Raw genomic sequence first — 21,806 nt, 5'->3', positions numbered from 1 at the left:
TTTAATTCCTCTACTAAAGATTTATTTTAGTAGATTATGGATAATCCATTCTATATCATCCCTACTTTATCACGCACTACACATATTACCAACCCATATGTACAAAAAAGAAAAAGAAAATTTACAAAAGTAAGATTCCCGTTAAATTGTTAACAAAAAAAGAGGATATCCTGTAAAAAATTGATGTTATCAATCTTTTTGGACATCCTCTTATCTCATTATTTATACGTGTTTTTTCATATCATCGGCAACAGATTCAACATTTGTACCTACGATAACTTGTACACTTGTATTACTTAATTTCATAACACCTTTTGCACCAGCACGTTTTAATGCTGCTTCATTTACTTGACCAGCATCTTTTACTTGTAAGCGTAGACGTGTTGCACAGTTATCAATAACTGTTAAGTTTTCTTTTCCACCTAAAGCTGCTACGTAAGTTTCACCAATTGAACCTGCAACTGGAGCTTCTTCACCTTCAGCTACTTCCTCTTCGTCTTCACGACCAGGAGTTTTTAAATCGAACTTCTTAATTAAGAAGTAGAATACAACGAAATAAATTACTGCGTAAATTAAACCGACTCCCGCAAGTAATACTGGTTTTGTTGCAATACCAAAGTTTAAGAAGTAATCGATTGCACCGGCACTAAATGTGAAACCATCGTGAATGCCAAGTGTTGTTGTAATGAATAGAGACAGACCTGTTAATACAGCATGAATACCATATAATACTGGTGATAAGAACATGAATGAGAATTCAATTGGTTCTGTAATACCAGTTAAGAATGAAGTTAATGCTAGACCACCTAACATACCTGTAACCATTTTACGTTTTTCTGGTTTAGCAGCCGCAATCATTGCGAAACATGCTGCTGGTAAACCGAACATCATAACTGGGAAGAAACCAGTCATAAACATACCCGCTGTTTTATCTCCGGCAAGGAAGCGAGCAATATCACCGTTTACAACATTACCTGCTGCATTTGTAAAGTCACCAAGTACGAACCAGAAGTATGTGTTCATTACATGATGTAAACCGATTGGAATTAATAGACGGTTTAATAAACCAAATAGACCTGAACCAACTGCCCCTAAATTAACAATTCCATGAGCTAATGCATCGATAGCATTTTGAATTGCTGGCCAAATTTGTGCGAATAGAATTCCTAATATTAACATCACAACCGATGTAACAATTGGGACGAAACGTTTTCCAGCAAAGAACCCTAACCATTCTGGAAGTTTAATCTTATGGAATTTATTATAAAGAAGTCCCGCTATAACACCAACAATAATACCACCTAAAACTTTCATATCCACTTTAGTCGATAATTCGGCTGCCTTAGATACTTGTGTCATTGTATCTGCAAGCTTAGATGGATCAACATTAGCGCTATTACCTATTAAATCTTGGACTTTGCCTAATTTATCTTGTAATTCTACAGTAGAATATCCCTTACTAAGTGCATCAATACTGTTTTTCATAACTAGATAACCAATTGCACCTGCAAGACCTGCTGCACCACTACCATCAACTGAAAGACCGATTGCAATACCAATTGCAAAAATGAGTGCTAAATTATCAAAAACTGCTGCACCGGCCTGTGCCATAACAGGAATATCAAATACATCTGGTTGCCCTAAACGAAGCAATAATCCTGCTGCTGGTAGTACGGCGATTGGAAGCATTAACGCTTTACCAATACGTTGTAAAAACTGCAACATTTTAATTCCCCCTATCAAATTTATGAAATCGTTATCATTATAAGTACGCCTTAGAAAACGCTTTCTATTTACATAACCATAATAACATATAGTTGTATAGATGTGTAGTTTTTATTTTCGAATTTTTTATGGATAAATCTCCTATTTCCAAACTGTTATATAAAAGGGAAATTCTCCTTTTTTAATACAAAGGACTTGAAAGAACGACCTACTATAGAACATATAACTTTCGTTTTATCATTCCACTTTTTCATGTTATTATTTATTTCCGAGCATATCGGGAAAAGTAAACTTAGTTAATTCGAAATAGGAGCGTTGGTACTATGCAGTGCATTGAAACAAACAACTTACAACAGTTGTTAGAACAAGTAAAACCATATACGAAAAAAGGAAAACTTGCTACTTATATCCCCGAACTAGGAAATGCAAATCCAGACGATTTAGGGATTGCCATTTTCCATAAAGAAACAGAATATATCCATGCAGGCAACTCACAAACACTATTTACTCTTCAAAGTATTTCCAAAGTAATTACACTTGCCCTTGCCCTTTTAGACCGTGGTGAAGAATATGTATTTTCTAAAGTTGGAATGGAACCAACGGGTGACCCATTTAATTCTATTATTAAGTTAGAAACGACAAGTCCATCCAAACCCCTTAATCCAATGATAAATGCAGGAGCATTAGCTATTACAAGCATGTTAGCAGGAAAAGATAACGAGGAAAAAATGGAACGTATTCTTCATTTTGTACGTGAAATAACAGATAACCCTACTATTAATTATTCCTCTAAAGTTGCCGATTCAGAATTAGAGACAGCTTATCTAAATCGTTCGCTTTGCTATTATATGAAACAAAACGGTATTATCGATTGTGATATTGAAGAACTTATGGATTTATATACTCGTCAATGCGCAGTTGAAGTAAACTGCATTGATTTAGCACGTATCGGCTTAATTTTTGCAATGGATGGATATGATCCATATAAAAAGAAACAAATCATCCCTAAACATATTACAAAAATTTGCAAAACATTTATGGTCACATGTGGTATGTATAACGAATCTGGTGAATTTGCAATACGCGTTGGTATCCCTGCAAAAAGTGGTGTAGCGGGTGGTATTTTCGGCTGCGTAAAAGGCGATATGGGAATCGGCATTTTCGGACCAGCTTTAGATGCAAACGGAAATAGTATTGCTGGTTTTAAAATTCTTGAACTTCTTTCTGCTCAAGAAGGCTGGAGTATTTTTTAATCGCGAGTTATCCTGCTATACTAGCAGGATTTTTTATTTCACCAAAACCTCACTTTTGTCAGTTATCAATCCTCTTACAAAAACAGTGCTGAAAGTTTCTCTATATCATGCATATTTGTTCCCCCCTCCTGAATAATATAGTACAACCTAGCGCTATATGTGGAGGTGTGAAAGATGAAACTAATATTTCAAATGGGAAAACAACCTGTTCTTGAAAAAACAATCCTTCTTTTTATATTGAGTATTGTAGAAAGCTTGAAGTTAAAAGTTGTTTCACTCGACGAAGCTCACCGATACATATTCAATTTAGAAGTACTTGAATTATTAATGGATCGGAACATCGATGATCAAGTACTTGAACTTATTCATTTCGGGATGGGACTTGAAGACATTCATCATGTGCTTCCTGAAGAACTTGAGCATACTATCGAGGAATTAAAATGGCTTTGCATCCAAGTGTTAAGTGAATACAGTATGCATGAAGAATCAGAGCAATTAATTGAAGACATACGCTAAAAAGCACCTATGTAGTATGTAGGTGCTTTTTATTTATTAAGAAGTAAATATCCGATGTCGATATATGCAATTTATTCAAGTATTTCCGAGGAAATGCTCGAACATTGCTTTTCTATTTTCACAACAACTGATCAATCCCAATAAGTATTAATAACACTCCTGCAATAACCGTCGCCCATTTCCCTAAGTATGCTGCTAAATATCGTTTCCCTACATATGCAAAACCACTTATGCAAATAAAACTAAACACCCCAGAAATAGTCGCTGTAAGCCAAAGATTTAAATTTGTTACCCCAGCATCAAACCCACCTGCAATATTATTAATAGATAATGCAACTCCTAAAACAAGTGCTTCAGAAAAACTAATTGTTTTAGAGCCATCAAAATCTGCTTTTTCTGGATCACGTAAAATTCCCATAAGTACATTATCACCTTTAGAATCTACAGTATTTTTTTGACTCAAGAAAGGCTGACATAAAATAAACACCCCGATTATCCCTAAAACGATTGCTCCAATCAGGTTTGCTGTAAACTCTGAAATAAATAACGCAATCCAGTTCCCAAAAAATCCAGCTAGTAAAGTAAATAAAAACCCGAAGAATGCGATGATAAAATTGTTAAACCACGAAATACGAATTTTACGAATGCCATACGCAATTCCAACACCTGCATTATCTAAATTAGAAGCGATCCCGATTAAAAGAATTGAAAATAAGCCTGCCGTACTCATAAATAGTCACCCCTTTTTCTCACTTTTCAATGCATATTATGAAAATGTTGAGCAACTGTGCCTGTCTGTTTCATATACTTGTAATAAATGCTCAACATTTTTTCAACACTAAAAAAGGAGTGCCTGCACTATGGCTAATGAAAACCCGAATGATCGGCTTGGTAAATTAATAAAAAAACTTTTAAAAGAACGCGCCTTATCTATGCGCCAACTAGGAATACTTACAAATATTGATCCTGCAACAGTCTCAAGAATTATTAATGGCAAACAACCACCAAAACAAAAACATCTACAAAAATTTGCAGAATGTCTTCAAGTTCCACCCCAATTGTTATTTGATGAAATGTACCCTGATTCTCCTCACATTAATAAAGAAAAAACGGATATGTACACATCTCTTGATACCATTCAACAAACTTTACAATCCTCTAACTTATTCGATTTCGATTACACTACAACTCGCGTAAAACAAGAACTCGAAAATTACGAACGCTATGCCCAGACAACAGAAGGCGAAAAACGTATTCATGACAGTTTTGCAAGCAAATTAGAGCAAATTGATAGTGCTGGTCCTTTTATTGAACAATTAACAGATATGTATCAACAATTTTGTAATGAAACCATTTCAAAAGAAGAACGTGCAGTTCTTGGGAGCGCATTACTTTATTTCATTTTATCGACAGATATTATTCCCGACTATCTCTTTCCAATTGGCTATTTAGATGATGCGATTGCCGTTGAATTAGCAAAAGAGAAATTACTTGAAATGAAACGAAAGACATAGCAAAATAAAGAACTATTTCAGTTGTTTATATTCAACTCTGAAATAGTTCACTAAAAAATCGTACAAGTATACATACTCGTACGATTTTACTATACAAATCTATTTTTTCGTGTGGCACCATTCATATATAAATGTTATTATCACTTTTGTAAATTCAATTAACTGTTCAATTTCAACTTTCTCATTTACAGAATGTGCTTCTTCTAATGTACCTGGTCCATATATAATCGCTGGAATGTGAAACTCACTAAACCAACCACCATCAGTTACCGTTGCAGACATATCTAAAATTGCATTTTTTGATAGAATAGACTCGTGTACTGAGCTAAGTTTTTTTACAGCTTTATGTTCACTATCTACTTCTAATGAAGGGAAAATTTCCCCACGATCTACAATCATTGATTCTCCGCCCCACTTAAATTGTGGCGGATTTTCACTTAACCATGGATCGGCAGCTGCCACCTTTCCAATATACTCTTCAATTTCGTTTATTATTTGTTCATGTGTTTCATTCGGATAGAAGTGCACTGTTATCCACAATCGGCACTCATCCGCAATAAACGCCGCATGCCTTCCTCCCTCAATAACAGCTGGATTAATTGTTGTTGTTCCAGATGGATAGCCTTCATATGTTTTCATAACTGCCCAGTGGCGCTCTAATTCTTGTAAGCTTTGTACAATTTTCATCATTTTTTCAATCGCACTCGCTCCAAATAAACGTCCTCCAGCATGGATCATTTGTCTGCGCGTTGCATCATGAAACGTTTGTGGACTTTTCACTGTAATCCATCCAGTAATGACACCGCCTTGTCCTTGCATATGTAAATCGCTCGTATCCACTACTACTGCAAAATCAGCATCGTAACCCCTTTTGCAGCATTGAAGTGTACCTGCTTCTCCAACTTCTTCTCCAATTACCGATTGAAAAGTTAAATCTCCAGGTAATTCAATACCAGCTTCTTGTAAAAGTTGAATGGCAAATAGCGCTCCAGCCAGCCCACCTTTCATATCTGCTGCGCCACGTCCAACTAACCAGCCATCTTTTATAAATGGATCAAATGGATTTGTTTCCCACGCCTCATCTGCTGACACTTCGGCTACATCCATATGTCCATTAATAATAAGACTTTTATATGAGTCACTTTTTATCCCTTTTTTTACCCCAACAACATTCGGATCATTCGGATATACATCCCATTTATCAATACTAAAATTTCGTTTTCTTAAAAACTCTGCAACAAATTCTTGTGCTTCATTTGTATTTCTCGCTGGCGGTGCTGGTGTTTCAAAACGAATTAAAGTTTTTGTAAGTTCTAGTAATTCCTCTTTCCTTGAATCTATTTGTTTTAACAACTGCGAAACTTCTGGATTCATCGCTAATTCCCCTTTGCATACATAGTATGTTTCCAGCTTTATTTTCACAAAAAAAGAGACTGTTTACAATTTTACAGTCTCCTAATTAATCACTATTATAAACTCTCTACTTCCGTTGTATTTGTCTTTTCAATATGCTCTACATTACTTCCCTTATTTCTTGTAGCACGATAAAACAGTAAGCAAACAATCATAAATGGAATACCACAATACAATGCCATTCTTTGTTCTGGAATAAAGGCCATGCCAACGATTACTGTTAAATTTAATACTAACGCAAGAAGTGGTACAAATGGATACAATGGTGTTTTAAATTTCAAGTCCTTAACATCCCCGCCCCGCTTCATGTATGACCTTCTAGCTAATAAATTTGATAAAGCAATAGATGCCCAAACTAGTATCGCTCCGAATCCAGCGATAGAAAGCAGCCATAAATAAACTGTATCTTCCGCATAAATACCTGATAGTAGTGAGAGACACCCTACAATTGTGCTTACGATTAATGCATAAATAGGAACACCGTTTTTAGATAACTTTCCAAAAATTGGACTAATCATTCCTTGATTAGACATAGACCATAGCATACGCGAAGTTGCATATAATCCTGAATTCGCAACGGATAGTACTGCTGTAATAATAACGAAATTTATAATATCTGCTGCATAAGGAATACCAATTTTATCAAATACAACTACGAATGGACTTTCTATTACTCCTGCTTGCTGCCAAGGGAATAGTCCAGCAAGAATAAAAATAGATAGTACAAAGAAAACAAGTATACGCCAAACTGTATTGTTAATTGCCTTCGGGATCGTTTTCTCTGGATTTTCACTCTCACCTGCTGCAATACCAACTAATTCTGTTCCTTGGAAAGAAAAATTAACTGCAATCATTGTAATTAAAATGGCTGATAATCCATTTGGAAACAATCCACCATAATCAGTAAAGCTAGAGAACATTGGCGCTGGTTCATTCCCTTTCATATCTAGAAACCCAAACATTGCTGCCCCGCCCAAAATAATAAATGCAATAATTGTAATTACTTTAATACTTGCAAACCAAAATTCCACTTCCGCAAAACTTCTTGAAGATAACGCATTAATAGCAAAGAGCAGTACCGCGAACACTACACACCAAATCCATGACGGTACATCAGGAAACCAACGTTTCATCAAAATACTAACTGCAATTAATTCAATACCTATCGTAGCAGACCAGTTTAACCACGACATCCATCCCACTACATAACCTGCTGCAGGAGAAATATGCTTTGTCGCATACGTTTGATAAGATCCTGCGTCAGGCATCGCAACCGCTAACTCTCCAAGACAGAGCATCGTTAAATACATTACAAATCCACCGACAAGATACGCTACAATTGCTCCTCCAGGTCCAGCTTCATGAATCGTATAACCTGATCCTAAAAAAAGTCCTGTACCAATAACTCCACCGAGTGCAATCATAAATATGTGCCTGCTTTTCAATTCTCTTTTTAATCCTTGGTTTTGATCCATCATATAAATCCCCCCTTTTCACTTTGCCAATCCATTTAATGTAAGCGTTTTTAAAATTCTTCACCGTAAAAATAATGATTTAAAATAGCAAAAATACATATCACTTACATTAATCACTGCCTGTTACTAAAAGGTCATCCCTTACTGTTATTAATAACTTTTGATCAGCAATAGCTTGTCCTTCTACTACTTCTAATGATTCAATATAACCACTGATTCCTATCTTAATTTCTACTTTCTGTTTATCTATTGTTTCAATTAACGCTAATTTCTCCCACTCGTATACGTAAGAACTTTCCGTAACAAATAACTTCTCTACTTTTCCATAACAAGGACTATACACACCTTCTATAACTGTCTTCACTTTATAAACCCCTCCCTCTTATTAATTGACACCGAAACGTTGTATATCCTGTAAAAATTCATATTCTCCCCTCTAGAGATTTCAAATATTATTTATGCAAAATGCGTACCAAGTCTCTAATTCATATATTAAATGAGAGTTTTACACAAAAAAGCGTGCACAACCGCAAAATTTTTCTATCATTTGAAAAGTTTTAAAAGGAAAATAGCAAAAAAATTTTGCGGTTTTATAAGAATTTTAATAAAATTATAAAAAGTCAGTCTTCATAGGGTGAAATGAGGAGAAGATAATCTATGCGTACAGAAGACATTAATTTTAAACAGATCATTGAAATGAACATGCTATATGAAACTTTACTCAATGAACTCGATATCGGGATTCATATTATTAATGAGGAAAGTAAAACGATTATCTATAACCGCAAAATGATGGAAATTGAATCAATGGAACGCTCAGATGTATTATATAAAAGTCCTTTAGAAATATTTGCATTTGAAGAAAATAAAAATAGTACTCTTATAGAGGCATTAAAATTAGGAAAAACAAACAAAAATATAAAACAAACGTATTTTAACAATAAAGGACAAGAAATTACAACGATTAACGATACTTTCCCTATAATAGAAAATGGAAAAATTAAAGGCGCTATTGAAATATCAAAAGAAATTAGTAACTTAAAGCAAACAATAAGAATGGGCCCTTCTCGAAAACAAAGTACTAAATTTACCTTTGATCACATAATTGGTGATTCTGAAGCTATTCAATCAATCATTACTGAAGGAAAAAGAGTAATTCGTACATCTTCCTCCATACTTCTAGTAGGAGAAACAGGCACTGGGAAAGAACTATTTGCACAAAGCATCCATAATGAAAGTCAGCGTTCAACAAAACCCTTTATTTCACAGAACTGTGCCGCTATACCTGATACACTCATGGAAAGCTTATTATTCGGTACAAACCGAGGTGCATTTACAGGAGCTATCGATAAAGCTGGTTTATTTGAAGAAGCGAACGGAGGAACTTTGTTATTAGATGAAATCAACTCATTAAGTCCAGCACTTCAAGCGAAGTTACTACGAGCTATACAAGAAAAAACAATACGAAGAATCGGAGGCACACACGAAAAAGAAATTGATGTTCGTATTATAGCAACTATCAATGAAGATCCTTTCGAAGCCATCGCACATAATCGATTAAGAGAAGACTTATATTACCGATTAAGCGTCGTTACTTTATGTCTTCCGCCTTTACGTGAAAGAAAAGAGGATATTCTAGCTCTTGTTCAGCACTTTATTGAAAAATATAATACTCAATTCGGGCTAAACGTAACCGATGTAGATGTAAATGTAAGAGAATTTTTCTATGCATACGATTGGCCTGGGAACGTACGGGAGTTGGAACATATAATTGAAGGTTCCATGAACTTAATAGAAGATGAAACCATCATTACAGCGTTTCATATGCCTACTCGCTTCCGTGAACGAATAAAAACAGAATTCAATATGCAACATGCACTAACTAATCACAATACTGATGCACCAAAAACTTTAAAACACACAATAGAAAAAATGGAAAAGAACTACATTAACCAAATTCTTAAAGAGAATCATGGCAACATCTCACAAGCTGCAAAATTTTTAGGATTAAGTAGGCAAAACTTACAATATCGAATTAAAAAACTGCATTTACACATATGAAATGAACATGTCTCCAAGTGTAAAAACAACTTGGTAAAATATGTTATAATAAACATATAACATGCTAGAAAGGGGCTATATATATGAGTAATGATAAAAAATTAAAGTTATTACAATACTTATACTTTTTCCCTGCCATGCTCTGTATGATGTTATTCATTAATGCCGATGTAAGCAGCTCTCCTTATGCAAAACTATTTGGAACAATTAGCGGCTCCTTTGCAGCTATTATGCTTGCTGCTTTTTGGAATTTGAAGATACGTATAAAAAAAGAGAAATCTTCGTAATACTAAAAAAATCGAGCTACTTAGCCCGATTTTTTTATTTGCCATTAAAACTCAACATTCTCCAAATACAAACCACTCGCCTCAGCAAGACAATTAATTTGATTACGTTGTTTCGCCTCTAGAATTTGTGGAATTGCTTCAGCATCTAATTGTCCTAATCCAACTTCAATTAATGCTCCAACAATTTTTCTTACCATGTTATGAAGGAAGCCGTTACCACTTACTCTAATTTGTACAAACCCTGCCTCTTCCATCACATCAAGTGTATATACTTCTCGAACCATAGATTTTTTCTTTGATTTCGCATTTGAAAAAGCAGTAAAATCATGTGAACCAACTAAATGTTTCGCAGCTGCTTTCATGCTTTCCAAATTTAATTTTTTATTCACATGCATGCTGTATTTACGCATAAATGGATTTGTATGCTCTTCATTCCAAATTTTATACAGATATGTTTTTGCTTTAGAATTGTAACGAGCATGGAAACGATCATGTACTTCTTCCACATTCGTAATGCTAATATCATTAGGTAAATATTGATTTAAATATTTTTTCACTTTATGTTCCACTAACTTCTCATCACTTTGAAAGTTAGCAACTTGATTCAAAGCATGTACACCAGCGTCTGTTCTACTACAACCGATAATTTCAATTTCTTTTCCGATCATTTCAGATATGACACTTTCGATTTTTCCTTGAATCGTATTATCGTTATTACCGAGACGTTGCCATCCTTTAAAACGTGCACCATCGTACTGAATCGTTAATTTATAATTATGCATAATATTCTCCTTCATAGAAAATATTCCCTCAGACCATGAGGGAATATTAATAAACTTTACTTTCTAACAAGCTTCACTACATTTTCTACGTGAGCTGTATGCGGGAACATATCAACTGGTTGCACATACTCCACTTCATAGCTCTTCATTAATGCTTGTACATCACGTGCTAATGAAGAAGGATTACAAGACACATACACAACTTGTTTCGGCTTCACTTTTAAAATTGTTTCCAGTAATTTATCATCGCAACCTGTACGTGGTGGATCGACAACAATTACATCTGGACGCCATCCTTCTTTTACCCATTTCGGTAACCATTGTTCAGCTTTACCTGCTTCATATTTCGTATTTGTAAATCCGTGACGCTTCGCATTTTTTCTTGCATCTGCAATCGCTTCTGGAATTACATCCATACCACGTACTTCCGCTGCATCATTTGCAAGCCAAAGTCCGATTGTACCAACACCACAATACGCATCTACAATTTTCTCATCGCCTGTTAACGCAGCTGCTTTTTTCGCTTCATCATATAAAACAATTGTTTGTTCTGGATTCAACTGGAAGAATGCACGTGCTGATAATTCAAATGATAAATCGCCAAGTGTTTCTTGAATTACTTCTTTTCCAGCTAATTTAAATGTTTTGTCTCCAAAAATAACAGATGTTTTACGCCAGTTTACATTTTGCATAATTGATTTAACCGCTGGCATCTGTTTTTGTACTTCTGCAACAAATTGTTCTTTATTTGGTAATTCTTCTTTTGTTGTAATAAGTGTAACTTGTACTTCCCCTGTTTGAACTGCAGTACGTGTTACAATTGTGCGTACTAAACCTTTTTGTTTTTTCTCATTGTAAATAGAAACATTTAATTTTTCTAAAATACGTCTTACAACTTTTGTCGCTTCATTCGTTGCTTTATGTTGAATCATACAGTGAGCAATATCAATTAACTGATGTGAGTTTTGTTTATATAGCCCTGTAATAACCTTTTCGTCTTTACGCCCCACTTGTAATTGACTCTTATTACGGTAATGCCATGGATTTTCCATGCCAAGCGTTGGACGAATTTTCTCTTCCATACTGTTTTTCATGTACTTCTCAAATGCTTGTACAACGATATCACGCTTTTGATTCAATTGTTCTTTATAATCTAAATGTTGCAGCTGACAACCGCCACACTCCTCATATACTGGACACGGTGCTTTCACACGATGCGGTGAAGCTTTACGAACTTTTTTCACTTTCGCTTCAGCGAAGCCACGCTGAATTTTCGTTGTTTCTGCAACAACTTCTTCTCCTGGTAATGCCCCTGGAATGAAAACAACTTGTCTCTTAAAATAACCAACGCCTTCTCCGTTAATCCCAAGACGTTTAATTGTCACAGGAAACGTTTGACCAACTTCCAACTTACTCTCATGTTGCTTTTGTATCATTATTACACCTCTACTCTATACTTTTCCATAAATATAACGCTGCATAACTGCAGTATGGTTCACACTCTTGTTTCACTTTTTCTAAAAATGCATCATCAGGTTTATCATCTAATTGAAATATACCTTGCACTGCACGCTGAATCCCAATGTCCGCTTTCGGGAACATATTTTTCCGTCCAAGCCCAAACATTAAAAAGTTTTGCACTGTCCATGCACCAATTCCCCTAATTGGCAACAATTGTGCTGAAACTTCTTCTTCCGTCCCATTTTCTATACTCGCTAAATTTAATGTACCACTGACAATACTTCGACCTAATCCTACTATATATTCAGCCTTTCGCTGACTAAACTTCTGCTCTCTCAATTCTTCTATTGAAATATTTGCTACTATTTCCGGAGTGGGGAAAAAGAATACACCGTTCTTCTCTATTCCATACCGTTTCACAAATTGTTCTGTTAACACAGTAGCAAATTTCAAATTTATTTGTTGGTGAATGATACAGCGAAGAAGACAAGCAAAATAATCAAATTCTAAAATAATTGGAGTATAAGCATATGTTTCAAATAGTGGACGTAATGATGTGTTTAAAAAATGATTTTGTATATCTTGAAACGGTTCATTCCAATGAAAAATGGCTCTCATTCGTTTCATGACTTTCTCCGGATTTCCTGTCTGACTAGAAATCCAAAACTGTGGATTTTGAACAGTACCAATCCCTTGTAAGCGAACAATAACCTGTTCCTCGTCTATACAAAGCGGGATATAAATGACTTTCTCATCTAATTGAATGACGTTAAGAGGATCAAAAGATAAACGTTTTAATACTTCTTCAAAATGATACGGATACTCTAACGTAACATGTTCGCTCCACATACGTTTCCCCATCCTTTTTACACATCATTATAGCATGAGAAAACCGTAAGCATACATGCTTACGGTTGATTGCTTTTTACTAAGTCATCTAGACTTTTAAAATGATACCCTTTCTCGCGCAAATCATCAATGATTTTCGCAAGTGCTTCTGCATTATCTTTTGATATTGCATGAAGTAATAAAATAGATCCTGGGTGAATCATCGTCATAACATTATTATGCGCATATTGCCATCCTCTTTGCTGATCCACTTTCCAATCCAAAAATGCAAGTGACCAAAATACATTATAGTAGCCCATTTCTTTCGTAAGAGCTAACGTTCTTTCACTAAATACGCCGCGCGGAGGACGTACATATTTCACTTCTTTTTGCCCAGTTACTTTTTTAATTTCTTCCGTTACACTCGTTAATTCTTCACGAAGCTTCTCATCATTTACCGCTGTAAAATCAGGATGACTCCAAGAATGATTTCCAATAATGTGTCCTTCATCCTTCATTCTTAACAATAAATCTTTTTGTGTTTTAATGTAATGCCCCGTTACAAAGAAAGTTGCTGGTACTTTTTTCTCTTTTAATACATCTAAGATTTTCCCTGTGTATCCATTCTCATATCCATTATCAAATGTTAAATAAATATCTTTTTTCTTCGTATCTCCTAAATAAAACCCGCCATTTTTTTGCAGTAAATCCGTATATAACTTTCCTGCATCTGGTACTGTTTCATTTTTAGGACGCGGGATTCCCCAGTTATGTGGAGTATTTGTATAAGCCAATGCCGAAACTGGAACAAGTGCCATCATAATTGAAAAAATGAGACCGATATATAACCATTTATATTTCATAAATAGTCTCCTTTCCATATATAATCGTACCTGTAGTTTCTGTTTACTTACTTACTTTCATGCTGTGCATGTTTTTCTATATATACCAAAAAATGCATCTCGAAAGATTCGAGATGCATTTTTGTTTATTTAAATACCGGCTCTTTAAAGCTCGCTAATTTTTCAAGTGATGTTTTATCAACATCTGCATGTAAACTATTACCATGAGAGTCCATCGTTACAACTGCTTTAAAACCTTCAATGCGTAAATGCCACATTGCTTCTGGAATACCAAATTGTAAGAAATCAACATCTTTCACTTCTTTAATACATTCAGCATAATATTGCGCCGCACCGCCAATTGCGTTTAAGTACACGCCGCCGTGTTCTTCTAAAGCCGCTAATGTTTTCGCACCCATACCGCCTTTTCCAATAACAGCGCGAATACCAAATTTCTTCATAATATCGCCTTGGTACGGTTCTTCACGAATACTTGTCGTTGGACCTGCCGCTTTAATTTGCCAATTGTCATTGTCATCTTTCACAACAACTGGACCACAGTGGTAAATAATTTGTCCATTTAAATCTACTGGACAATCATTATCCATTAAATGCTTATGGATTGCGTCACGACCTGTATACATCATGCCATTAATTATTACAACATCACCAACGCGAAGTCTACGAATTTGCTCTTCTGTAATTGGTGCTTGTAATACAATCTCACGTTGCTCTGTTTTTTCTTGTGCTTCATGCTGAAGTGTATCTTCACCTTCTTGATATAACCAATCCATAATTTCACCTGTTTCAGGATGGATTGTTACACCTAGGCGGCGATATGCCCAGCAATTATACGCCACAGATACGTAGAAGCTAGCCGGCAGGCGGTTATACACGCCAATTTTACAGCCCAGTAAAGTTGTTTCTCCACCAAATCCCATTGTACCAATGCCAAGCTTATTCGCATTTTCTAATACGTACTCTTCAAGTTGTTGTAACTCTGGTACTGGATTGACGTCATCTAATGTACGGAATAATTGATTTTTTGCTAATTCATAACCTGATGTGCGGTCTCCCCCGATACCAACACCAATTACACCAGCACTACATCCTTGACCTTGTGCTTGGTATACTGCATGAAGAAGGCATTTACGAATTCCTTCTAAATCACGGCCAGCTCGTCCAAGTCCTTCTAGTTCACACGGTAAGCTATATTGAATATTTTTATTCTCACAGCCACCACCTTTTAGGATTAAACGTGCATCAATATAATCTTTTTCCCATTGTTCAAACTTAATAACCGGTGTACCTGGTCCTAAATTATTTCCACTATTGTCTCCAAAAAGAGAGTCAACAGAATTTGGACGAAGTTTACCATCTTTTGTCGCCCGCTCAAGCGCATTATAGATAGCTTCCTTCAACTTTAATTGGTTCACACCAACTGGTGTATAAATTTTAAACGTTGGCATCCCTGTATCTTGGCAAATCGGTGAGATGTTATCATCAGCCATTTTAATATTATTTGTAATTGTGCCAAGTGCCATCGCAGAACGAGTCCCTGCATTTTCTCGCTCTTTCGCTTGTTGAATCGCACGACGAACATCTTTCGGTAAGTTCGTTGACGTTTCAACAATTAGTTGATACATGCTTTCTTGAAGCTTTTCCATTGTTACTTCCCCCTCAATTGTGAACGCTACCAAAACGTTATGAGCTGAAAATTCCATTGTTATGCTCTTTAGCTTTTTATTTGTTTCACGCTATTAAAGCATAAATGAAATTTTTCACAACTTGATTATACCTCTTTTTCTATCGTCCTTCTATTATCCGCACAGAAAAAGGCTACCAAATTGGAATTGGCAGCCTTTTTAATATATTATTCGTCTTTTTTAAATTGCTCACATTTTAATTCTAATTCATCTAACATTGCAAGAAGACGATCTACATCTTCTAATTCTACTTCTTCAGGTTCAATTGTATCAATTACTTCAATGAACATATTTAAACGCTCTTTTAAATATACTAATTGTGTATCTTTATCTTGAATTGCTTTTCCCATGAAGGCACTCTCCTTTTAATTCGAGTTGCTTTTATTATACCGCAAAAATGATTGCTATGGGCATGAAATTTCATCAATTTTGTCACAGTCATCCACTATAATGTAAGCCCTCTCTCTTTTCACGCTAAAAAGTTTCACTTTATAAAAAGCACATATTCTTCTATTATAGAGAATGGACAAATTGTTATTTCAATAGTCAAAGGAGTATTTCATATGACGATATCACAAAAAATGAAGCCGATTACTCCTTCTTACGATCCATGGGAAGCGTATATGGACCTTGAAGAGTACGGCAAACTACTATTAACAAATGTTGAATTTACAACGACGACGTTATGCAATATGCGCTGTGAGCATTGCGCTGTTGGTTACACGTTACAGCCGAAAGACCCAAATCCGCTTCCGATGGATCTTTTATTAAAACGATTAGATGAGATTCCTCATTTACGTTCTTTAAGTATTACTGGCGGAGAACCTATGCTTTCAAAAAAATCCGTCGACAACTATGTAACACCACTCTTAAAATACGCCCATGAACGAGGCGTTCGCACTCAAATCAACTCTAACTTAACTATAGATTTAGCACGTTACGAACAAATTATTCCTTATTTAGACGTGTTGCATATCTCTCATAACTGGGGAACAATTGATGACTTCGTTGAAGGCGGATTTGCAATGATGGAGCGTAAACCTACTTACGAACAACGTGCAAAATTATTCGAAAGAATGATTACAAATAGTAAGGCTCTATCAGATGCAGGTGTACTTGTATCGGCCGAAACAATGTTAAACAAAAGAACTCTACCACATATTGAACATATTCACCGTCAAATCGTCGAAGAGATGGGCTGTAAACGTCATGAAGTTCACCCAATGTATCCAAGTGACTTCGCGAGTAATCTAGAGATTTTAACAAAAGCTGAAATTCGTGATGCTATTGAGCATTTACTAGAAATTCGCGATGAAAATGTATGGATGTTATTTGGAACGTTACCTTTCTATGCTTGTAGCGATGACGAGCGAGACATTGCCACATTTAAAAAATTACAAGAGAGCAAAAATGTCACTGTTCGTAATGATCCAGATGGCCGTTCTCGTTTAAATGTAAATATTTTCGATGGAAATATTATTGTGACGGACTTTGGTGATGTTCCACTTCTAGGAAACATACAAACAAACACATTACAAGAAGCATATGACAAATGGAGTGCTTCAAAAACAGCAAAATCATTAAGCTGTCACTGTCCTGCAGTAAAATGTCTTGGACCAAATGTTCTTGTAAAAAACAGCTACTATCCGACAGAAGATTTCTTATCAAAAACAGCAAACATTACATTATAAAAAACGTCAGCTTATAAGCTGACGTTTTTTTATGTTATTGCGAGTGGGAGGAAGAAATGAATTTAAAAAATAAATAATCATGAATTGGAATCGCCGCTCCAATTCCTTGAGAAGTAATATTTTTCACAACAAGTCTTTTTTGATTTCCCTTTAATACAAGATACACTTCTCCAAATGTTACTTTTCCCTTTTCATTTACTGCTGGTGTATAAGCATATAAATATCCGAGTTGACTCGGACTAATATTATACACACGCTCATGTCCAGTACCATAACCAATAGTTGTTTTAAACGAAAGGGGCAATTGTACTTTTTCAAGCGCTTTGAGAAGCATCATTTTTTTCACATCTGCAGCATCTTTCATATCTGCTGTTAAATCGCCTTCAACCGTCTTTTGTGTTTCTTGCTTATAGCGAAGTGGATATAAACGGTCTCCTCCGCGATTATCATACACATTTCGATTCACTTGTTTATATTCCCAATTAATCGATGTGTCTACTGATTCATAATGTAAAGCCCATTGACCTAAATAAATTTTTGCCCGGTACCCTACTGCAAGCGGCGCATTTGAAATTGTCGTTTCATTAAACATCCGAATTAAGTCTGGATTTTCAATTTTAATATTAGCTGTTTTCAATAGTTCTTGAGCAAACTTACTTGGCTGTAAACGTGGCAAATCTTGCGCATCATTTGGAAATGTATTGTCTTTTGAAATATTTAAAACAGATGAAGGCATTTTTGTTCCTACTGTTGTCTTTGCAAAACTCATGTTAGGAAATAATAAAATAAACGAGACCATAGTTGAAAGACATATGCTGTATACTCGTTTCACCTGTCTGGCTCCTTCCTATGTAAAGGTATATATACTACTTTGTTTATTGTTTTCTCTGAGCACAATTGTTATGCCTATTTTTCATAATAAATAAAAACCAATTCCCATAATGACATACGCCGCTAGTAAAGTGCCGCCTTCAAACCAGTTTGTATCTCCATCATTTGAAATCGCAATCGTTAAGAAAACGGCTGTAATCATAGATACAAGTTCTGGTATGGTAAATACTAAAGGCATCCTCTGCGCGAAGAACATAGATAGCAATACTAGTACAGGAGCAACAAACATGGCGATTTGTAATGTAGAACCTATTGCAATTTCGACTGCAATATTTACTTTATTTTTATAAGCCATAATAATTGCAGATGCATGTTCCGCTGCATTTCCAACAATTGCAACGATAATAACCCCTATAAATAATTCTGACCAACCAAATGATTTTGCAACAGTTTCAAAAGTATGCACGAGCGCCTCTGATACATAAGCTACCGCCAGTGTTGCTATCGCTAAAATAAGGAGTGCCTTCCCTTTCGACCACTCTGGCTCTTCTTCATGCGCTACTTCGTCACTTTTATGTTGATATACACCACGGTGCGTAACTAACTTAAATAGTAATGCAGCAATGTACATGATAATCATAATAATAGAAACACCTATACTTAATTGATACGTCTTGGCAACGTCCATCTTCATTGAAAAGATCTCTGGAATAACAAAGGCCACGACAACAGCAAATATTAATAAAGCTGAATTATGCCTTGCATCGTAAACGTTAAAGCTTTGCCTTTTATATTTAAGTCCACCTACAAAGAAGGATAGTCCTCCTACTAATAATAAATTTCCAAGTACAGAACCCGTTAAAGAAGCTAACACCACTTCAATTAACCCTGCTTGAAGTGCAAAAATTGAAATGATAAGTTCAACAGCATTACCGAAAGTAGCATTTAATAATCCGCCTATTCTAGGACCAGATACAATTGCTAAACTCTCTGTTGCTCTTCCCATAAAACCAGCTAACGCGATAATCGTAATACAATACACAGCGAACATAATTGTTTCTGGCCAATGAAGTGTTTTTCCAAGTACAGATAGTGGTACACCTATAAGTGCTACTATAAGAAATATTTTATTAAACATGCTTTTCACCCTTCCATCGTATGTATTTCTCCACAATATTATTATTATTCTTCTCCTAACTTGTCCGATTTCATCACAATTACGTTTAAAAAATCGGATTGAAGAAAACAGTATGAAAGATATTTAAATTATCTTGTTTAAACAGACAGAATTATAAATTGTGAAAAGGGGTTAAAATTATGCACTTAAAAGAAAAAATCGCAACTATTATTCAAGGTCAACGTACCGGTGTATTATCTACAGTACGAAATGAGAAACCTCATAGCGCCTTTATGATGTTTTTCCATGAAGATTTTGTACTGTACGTTGCAACAGATCGACAATCAAAAAAGATAACAGATATTGAAAACAATCCTAATGTCCATGTATTACTCGGACGAGAAGGAAAAAAATTAGATGAAGATTATATTGAAGTTGAAGGGTTAGCTTCAATCGAGGAAGACTCGACATTAAAAAACAAGTTTTGGAATAATAGCTTAAAACGTTGGTTACTCGGTCCTGAAGACCCTAATTACGTATTGATAAAAATCAATCCCGACACAATTTATTACATCGATGGTGCCGGTACGACGGAGCCTGAGTTTTTACGACTATAAAATAAAACAAGCCCCCCCTTAGGTGGGCTTGTTTTGTCGAAAAGTTCTTTTGAAAAAAACAATAAAATAGGTGGAACTTTCTAAAGATTCTGTTATATAATAGCAGTAACTTAAATAAACTGTATTAAAACAGATTGAGAGGAGAAATAAAATTGATGAAGAGAGAAGAACGCAAAAACATGATTGAGTTTATTGAAAAGAAAAAAGGGATTGAGCGTGATGAATTACTGTTTATGACAGACGATGAAGTAGAACATATTTATAATGTAACGTACTTTTTATATGAGGAAATTGCAGAGTAGTATAATAATCCCCACCTTATTAAAAATATAAGGTGGGGATTATTTCGTTATTTAGCCCACTATTTGCGGGCAGTCAAACTCCCACCTTAAAATTCAGGTGGAACAAGAAGTTAAGTTGAAGTCGTGCTTCCTATAAACCTCAATTGCTTCAACTTTATACATGAGAATCATTTTCATGTATAATACTGTAAGATTGGAGGAATTTTACTATGAGTTCGTGGCTCTTATTTGCACTATTATCAGCAATTGCTGCTGCCCTTGTATCGATTTTTGGAAAGTTTGGTTTAGACGGAATCGATGCAAACGTTGCAACAACAATTCGATCTATTATTATGGCATTATTTATGATAGGCGTTATTATCATACAAGGTAAATTTCAAAATATCGGCGACGTACTGCTAAATAAAAAAGCACTGCTATTTATCACATTAAGTGGGATTGCAGGTGCTTCGTCATGGCTATTTTATTTTCTTGCCCTCAAAACAGGAAAGGTTTCACAAGTAGCTCCTGTCGATAAATTAAGCGTCGTATTTTCTATCATTCTCGCTATGATTATACTCGGTGAAAAGTTAAACTTTATGACCGGCGTTGGTGTAGTCTTTATTACAGCTGGTGTATTATTTATTGCTTTCAGCTAAAAAAACCGCTATTAGCGGTTTTTCTTTTTCTTTATATAAAACCATACAACACATGTAACAACTGCTGAAATTAATAAAATCCATATTCCATAATGATGTAAACTATACTCAACGAAGCGCCACTTCTCGCCTAACTTCCAGCCAAGCCCAATAAAAACACTTATCCAAATGAGCGCACCACCGTAAGCGTACAAACAAAAACGCCAAAGTGTCAAATTTGATACCCCAGCAAAATATGCTGTTAAATGACGTACTCCCGGTATAAAATAACCAATCATTAAAAGAAATGGCCCATATTTTTCAAATAAAATATGTGTTTTTTCAATGTGATGTTCTTTAATTCTAATTTTCGGCCCATATTTCTTTAAAACAGGGAGCCCAAGTTTTAAACCTAATATGTAGCTTAACGTGATCCCTAACATCGCACCAGCCATCCCACTTAAAAAAGCAGCAGTTCCTGACATAACTCCTTTTGAAACATTATAACCAACAAAGGTCAATAAAAACTCGTCTGGTATCGGTAATCCGACAATCCCACCAGCCAAAGCTATAACAATTCCAAAATAGCCATAATGCGCGATTAACTCGCCAATATGTTGTTCCATTCGGAAGACACATCCTATGCACGATCGTTATTCCACATTGTACCCTTTCTATCTTTAAGGCAAACATGGTATACATATTCACTATACATTGTTTTTATAATGAACTCTACTTCTATTCTTTCCTTTAACAGAGATAAAGTGA

Annotated in this window: 23 protein-coding genes and 1 pseudogene; 9 read left to right on the top strand and 15 right to left on the bottom strand. The window is 35.3% G+C overall.

Annotated features, from left to right (window positions below):
• Window positions 1–222: 222 nt before the first annotated feature.
• Both nagE and DN400_RS30210 read right to left on the bottom strand, forming a co-directional pair.
• Complete coding sequence (gene nagE, locus DN400_RS27585; protein ID WP_000938908.1) at window positions 223–1,725, bottom strand: N-acetylglucosamine-specific PTS transporter subunit IIBC; 1,503 nt, start codon at window positions 1,723–1,725, stop codon at window positions 223–225.
• A gap of 141 nt (window positions 1,726–1,866) precedes the next feature.
• A pseudogene (locus DN400_RS30210) lies at window positions 1,867–1,979 on the bottom strand (transcriptional regulator).
• 69 nt (window positions 1,980–2,048) lie between these two features.
• On the opposite strand from DN400_RS30210, the gene glsA reads away from it, so the two are divergent.
• Both glsA and DN400_RS27570 read left to right on the top strand, forming a co-directional pair.
• On the top strand, window positions 2,049–2,978 hold the full coding sequence (gene glsA / locus DN400_RS27575; protein WP_001149850.1) for a glutaminase A: 930 nt from the start codon (window positions 2,049–2,051) through the stop codon (window positions 2,976–2,978).
• Window positions 2,979–3,152: 174 nt separating this feature from the next.
• Complete coding sequence (locus tag DN400_RS27570; RefSeq protein WP_000766603.1) at window positions 3,153–3,494, top strand: DUF3969 family protein; 342 nt, start codon at window positions 3,153–3,155, stop codon at window positions 3,492–3,494.
• A 118-nt stretch (window positions 3,495–3,612) separates the two neighbouring features.
• On the opposite strand, the gene ytaF is transcribed toward DN400_RS27570, so the two are convergent.
• A complete protein-coding gene (gene ytaF, locus DN400_RS27565) occupies window positions 3,613–4,224 on the bottom strand; it encodes a sporulation membrane protein YtaF (protein ID WP_097913250.1) in 612 nt (203 codons plus the stop codon).
• Between the two features lie 130 nt (window positions 4,225–4,354).
• Between ytaF and DN400_RS27560 the strand changes: the two genes are divergently transcribed.
• A complete protein-coding gene (locus DN400_RS27560) occupies window positions 4,355–5,008 on the top strand; it encodes a DUF1232 domain-containing protein (protein ID WP_001262773.1) in 654 nt (217 codons plus the stop codon).
• Window positions 5,009–5,107: 99 nt separating this feature from the next.
• Here the strand turns inward: DN400_RS27560 and DN400_RS27555 are convergent, their stop codons facing one another.
• The 3 genes from DN400_RS27555 to DN400_RS27545 form a co-directional block, all read right to left on the bottom strand.
• On the bottom strand, window positions 5,108–6,382 hold the full coding sequence (locus DN400_RS27555; protein WP_001067762.1) for an acetylornithine deacetylase: 1,275 nt from the start codon (window positions 6,380–6,382) through the stop codon (window positions 5,108–5,110).
• 95 nt (window positions 6,383–6,477) lie between these two features.
• Window positions 6,478–7,899, bottom strand: a complete 1,422-nt coding sequence (locus DN400_RS27550) for an amino acid permease (RefSeq protein ID WP_000969253.1) — start codon at window positions 7,897–7,899, stop codon at window positions 6,478–6,480.
• Between the two features lie 106 nt (window positions 7,900–8,005).
• Window positions 8,006–8,260 (bottom strand): biotin/lipoyl attachment domain-containing protein, encoded by a 255-nt coding sequence (locus DN400_RS27545; RefSeq protein ID WP_000859489.1) that lies wholly within the window; start codon window positions 8,258–8,260, stop codon window positions 8,006–8,008.
• A gap of 293 nt (window positions 8,261–8,553) precedes the next feature.
• Between DN400_RS27545 and DN400_RS27540 the strand changes: the two genes are divergently transcribed.
• Window positions 8,554–9,957: a sigma-54 interaction domain-containing protein gene (locus tag DN400_RS27540; RefSeq protein WP_001258420.1), complete on the top strand. Its 1,404-nt coding sequence runs from the start codon at window positions 8,554–8,556 to the stop codon at window positions 9,955–9,957.
• An 83-nt stretch (window positions 9,958–10,040) separates the two neighbouring features.
• The gene (locus DN400_RS27535) at window positions 10,041–10,244 is read left to right on the top strand and encodes a hypothetical protein (RefSeq protein WP_000063858.1); all 204 of its coding nucleotides are present in this window, start codon (window positions 10,041–10,043) and stop codon (window positions 10,242–10,244) included.
• 44 nt (window positions 10,245–10,288) lie between these two features.
• Here DN400_RS27535 and truA read toward each other — a convergent pair whose 3' ends face one another.
• From truA to DN400_RS27505, 6 genes are all read right to left on the bottom strand, one after another.
• Window positions 10,289–11,026, bottom strand: a complete 738-nt coding sequence (gene truA / locus DN400_RS27530; RefSeq protein WP_097913248.1) for a tRNA pseudouridine(38-40) synthase TruA — start codon at window positions 11,024–11,026, stop codon at window positions 10,289–10,291.
• A 56-nt stretch (window positions 11,027–11,082) separates the two neighbouring features.
• Window positions 11,083–12,462, bottom strand: a complete 1,380-nt coding sequence (gene rlmD, locus DN400_RS27525) for a 23S rRNA (uracil(1939)-C(5))-methyltransferase RlmD (RefSeq protein WP_000615211.1) — start codon at window positions 12,460–12,462, stop codon at window positions 11,083–11,085.
• Window positions 12,463–12,472: 10 nt separating this feature from the next.
• Window positions 12,473–13,336 (bottom strand): DNA-3-methyladenine glycosylase family protein, encoded by an 864-nt coding sequence (locus DN400_RS27520; protein ID WP_000269415.1) that lies wholly within the window; start codon window positions 13,334–13,336, stop codon window positions 12,473–12,475.
• A gap of 59 nt (window positions 13,337–13,395) precedes the next feature.
• Window positions 13,396–14,178, bottom strand: a complete 783-nt coding sequence (gene pdaA / locus DN400_RS27515; RefSeq protein ID WP_000875957.1) for a delta-lactam-biosynthetic de-N-acetylase — start codon at window positions 14,176–14,178, stop codon at window positions 13,396–13,398.
• Between the two features lie 125 nt (window positions 14,179–14,303).
• Entirely contained in the window at window positions 14,304–15,824 is a 1,521-nt protein-coding gene (gene fumA, locus DN400_RS27510) for a class I fumarate hydratase (protein WP_179953511.1), read from the bottom strand.
• A 206-nt stretch (window positions 15,825–16,030) separates the two neighbouring features.
• A complete protein-coding gene (locus DN400_RS27505; RefSeq protein ID WP_000513558.1) occupies window positions 16,031–16,213 on the bottom strand; it encodes an SE1561 family protein in 183 nt (60 codons plus the stop codon).
• Window positions 16,214–16,426: 213 nt separating this feature from the next.
• Between DN400_RS27505 and yfkAB the strand changes: the two genes are divergently transcribed.
• Complete coding sequence (gene yfkAB / locus DN400_RS27500; protein WP_000156022.1) at window positions 16,427–17,554, top strand: radical SAM/CxCxxxxC motif protein YfkAB; 1,128 nt, start codon at window positions 16,427–16,429, stop codon at window positions 17,552–17,554.
• A gap of 34 nt (window positions 17,555–17,588) precedes the next feature.
• Here yfkAB and DN400_RS27495 read toward each other — a convergent pair whose 3' ends face one another.
• Together DN400_RS27495 and cax are read right to left on the bottom strand one after the other, a co-directional pair.
• The gene (locus DN400_RS27495) at window positions 17,589–18,386 is read right to left on the bottom strand and encodes a YfkD famly protein (protein ID WP_002098868.1); all 798 of its coding nucleotides are present in this window, start codon (window positions 18,384–18,386) and stop codon (window positions 17,589–17,591) included.
• A gap of 81 nt (window positions 18,387–18,467) precedes the next feature.
• The gene (cax, locus tag DN400_RS27490; RefSeq protein ID WP_142951746.1) at window positions 18,468–19,523 is read right to left on the bottom strand and encodes a calcium/proton exchanger; all 1,056 of its coding nucleotides are present in this window, start codon (window positions 19,521–19,523) and stop codon (window positions 18,468–18,470) included.
• A 179-nt stretch (window positions 19,524–19,702) separates the two neighbouring features.
• Here cax and DN400_RS27485 point away from each other — a divergent pair, with 179 nt between their 5' ends.
• The 3 genes from DN400_RS27485 (at window position 19,703) to DN400_RS27475 (ending at window position 21,059) form a co-directional block, all read left to right on the top strand.
• Complete coding sequence (locus DN400_RS27485; RefSeq protein WP_000550219.1) at window positions 19,703–20,119, top strand: pyridoxamine 5'-phosphate oxidase family protein; 417 nt, start codon at window positions 19,703–19,705, stop codon at window positions 20,117–20,119.
• A gap of 155 nt (window positions 20,120–20,274) precedes the next feature.
• On the top strand, window positions 20,275–20,421 hold the full coding sequence (locus DN400_RS27480; RefSeq protein WP_000817786.1) for a BH0509 family protein: 147 nt from the start codon (window positions 20,275–20,277) through the stop codon (window positions 20,419–20,421).
• A gap of 209 nt (window positions 20,422–20,630) precedes the next feature.
• Window positions 20,631–21,059 (top strand): EamA family transporter, encoded by a 429-nt coding sequence (locus tag DN400_RS27475; RefSeq protein WP_000100295.1) that lies wholly within the window; start codon window positions 20,631–20,633, stop codon window positions 21,057–21,059.
• A gap of 11 nt (window positions 21,060–21,070) precedes the next feature.
• Here the strand turns inward: DN400_RS27475 and DN400_RS27470 are convergent, their stop codons facing one another.
• A complete protein-coding gene (locus tag DN400_RS27470; RefSeq protein ID WP_000434876.1) occupies window positions 21,071–21,664 on the bottom strand; it encodes a DedA family protein in 594 nt (197 codons plus the stop codon).
• Window positions 21,665–21,806: the final 142 nt, after the last annotated feature.

It is taken from the genome of Bacillus sp. AR8-1, from assembly GCF_008042345.1.
In the GTDB taxonomy this organism is placed as follows: domain Bacteria; phylum Bacillota; class Bacilli; order Bacillales; family Bacillaceae_G; genus Bacillus_A; species Bacillus_A cereus.
Note: the sequence above shows the minus strand (reverse complement) of the source record. Positions and strands in the feature narration are given on the sequence as shown.

Excerpts from the sequence above, each read along its gene's own strand:
- truA (WP_097913248.1), bottom strand. The coding sequence starts at position 11,026 with ATGCATAATTATAAATTAACGATTCAGTACGATGGTGCACGTTTTAAA.
- nagE (WP_000938908.1), bottom strand. The coding sequence starts at position 1,725 with ATGTTGCAGTTTTTACAACGTATTGGTAAAGCGTTAATGCTTCCAATC.
- DN400_RS27475 (WP_000100295.1), top strand. The coding sequence starts at position 20,631 with ATGAGTTCGTGGCTCTTATTTGCACTATTATCAGCAATTGCTGCTGCC.
- DN400_RS27540 (WP_001258420.1), top strand. The coding sequence starts at position 8,554 with ATGCGTACAGAAGACATTAATTTTAAACAGATCATTGAAATGAACATG.
- DN400_RS27485 (WP_000550219.1), top strand. The coding sequence starts at position 19,703 with ATGCACTTAAAAGAAAAAATCGCAACTATTATTCAAGGTCAACGTACC.
- DN400_RS27520 (WP_000269415.1), bottom strand. The coding sequence starts at position 13,336 with ATGTGGAGCGAACATGTTACGTTAGAGTATCCGTATCATTTTGAAGAA.
- DN400_RS27470 (WP_000434876.1), bottom strand. The coding sequence starts at position 21,664 with ATGGAACAACATATTGGCGAGTTAATCGCGCATTATGGCTATTTTGGA.
- fumA (WP_179953511.1), bottom strand. The coding sequence starts at position 15,824 with ATGGAAAAGCTTCAAGAAAGCATGTATCAACTAATTGTTGAAACGTCA.
- DN400_RS27535 (WP_000063858.1), top strand. The coding sequence starts at position 10,041 with ATGAGTAATGATAAAAAATTAAAGTTATTACAATACTTATACTTTTTC.
- DN400_RS27505 (WP_000513558.1), bottom strand. The coding sequence starts at position 16,213 with ATGGGAAAAGCAATTCAAGATAAAGATACACAATTAGTATATTTAAAA.
- DN400_RS27480 (WP_000817786.1), top strand. The coding sequence starts at position 20,275 with ATGAAGAGAGAAGAACGCAAAAACATGATTGAGTTTATTGAAAAGAAA.
- glsA (WP_001149850.1), top strand. The coding sequence starts at position 2,049 with ATGCAGTGCATTGAAACAAACAACTTACAACAGTTGTTAGAACAAGTA.
- DN400_RS27570 (WP_000766603.1), top strand. The coding sequence starts at position 3,153 with ATGAAACTAATATTTCAAATGGGAAAACAACCTGTTCTTGAAAAAACA.
- DN400_RS27550 (WP_000969253.1), bottom strand. The coding sequence starts at position 7,899 with ATGATGGATCAAAACCAAGGATTAAAAAGAGAATTGAAAAGCAGGCAC.
- ytaF (WP_097913250.1), bottom strand. The coding sequence starts at position 4,224 with ATGAGTACGGCAGGCTTATTTTCAATTCTTTTAATCGGGATCGCTTCT.
- cax (WP_142951746.1), bottom strand. The coding sequence starts at position 19,523 with ATGTTTAATAAAATATTTCTTATAGTAGCACTTATAGGTGTACCACTA.
- rlmD (WP_000615211.1), bottom strand. The coding sequence starts at position 12,462 with ATGATACAAAAGCAACATGAGAGTAAGTTGGAAGTTGGTCAAACGTTT.
- pdaA (WP_000875957.1), bottom strand. The coding sequence starts at position 14,178 with ATGAAATATAAATGGTTATATATCGGTCTCATTTTTTCAATTATGATG.
- DN400_RS27555 (WP_001067762.1), bottom strand. The coding sequence starts at position 6,382 with ATGAATCCAGAAGTTTCGCAGTTGTTAAAACAAATAGATTCAAGGAAA.
- yfkAB (WP_000156022.1), top strand. The coding sequence starts at position 16,427 with ATGACGATATCACAAAAAATGAAGCCGATTACTCCTTCTTACGATCCA.
- DN400_RS27560 (WP_001262773.1), top strand. The coding sequence starts at position 4,355 with ATGGCTAATGAAAACCCGAATGATCGGCTTGGTAAATTAATAAAAAAA.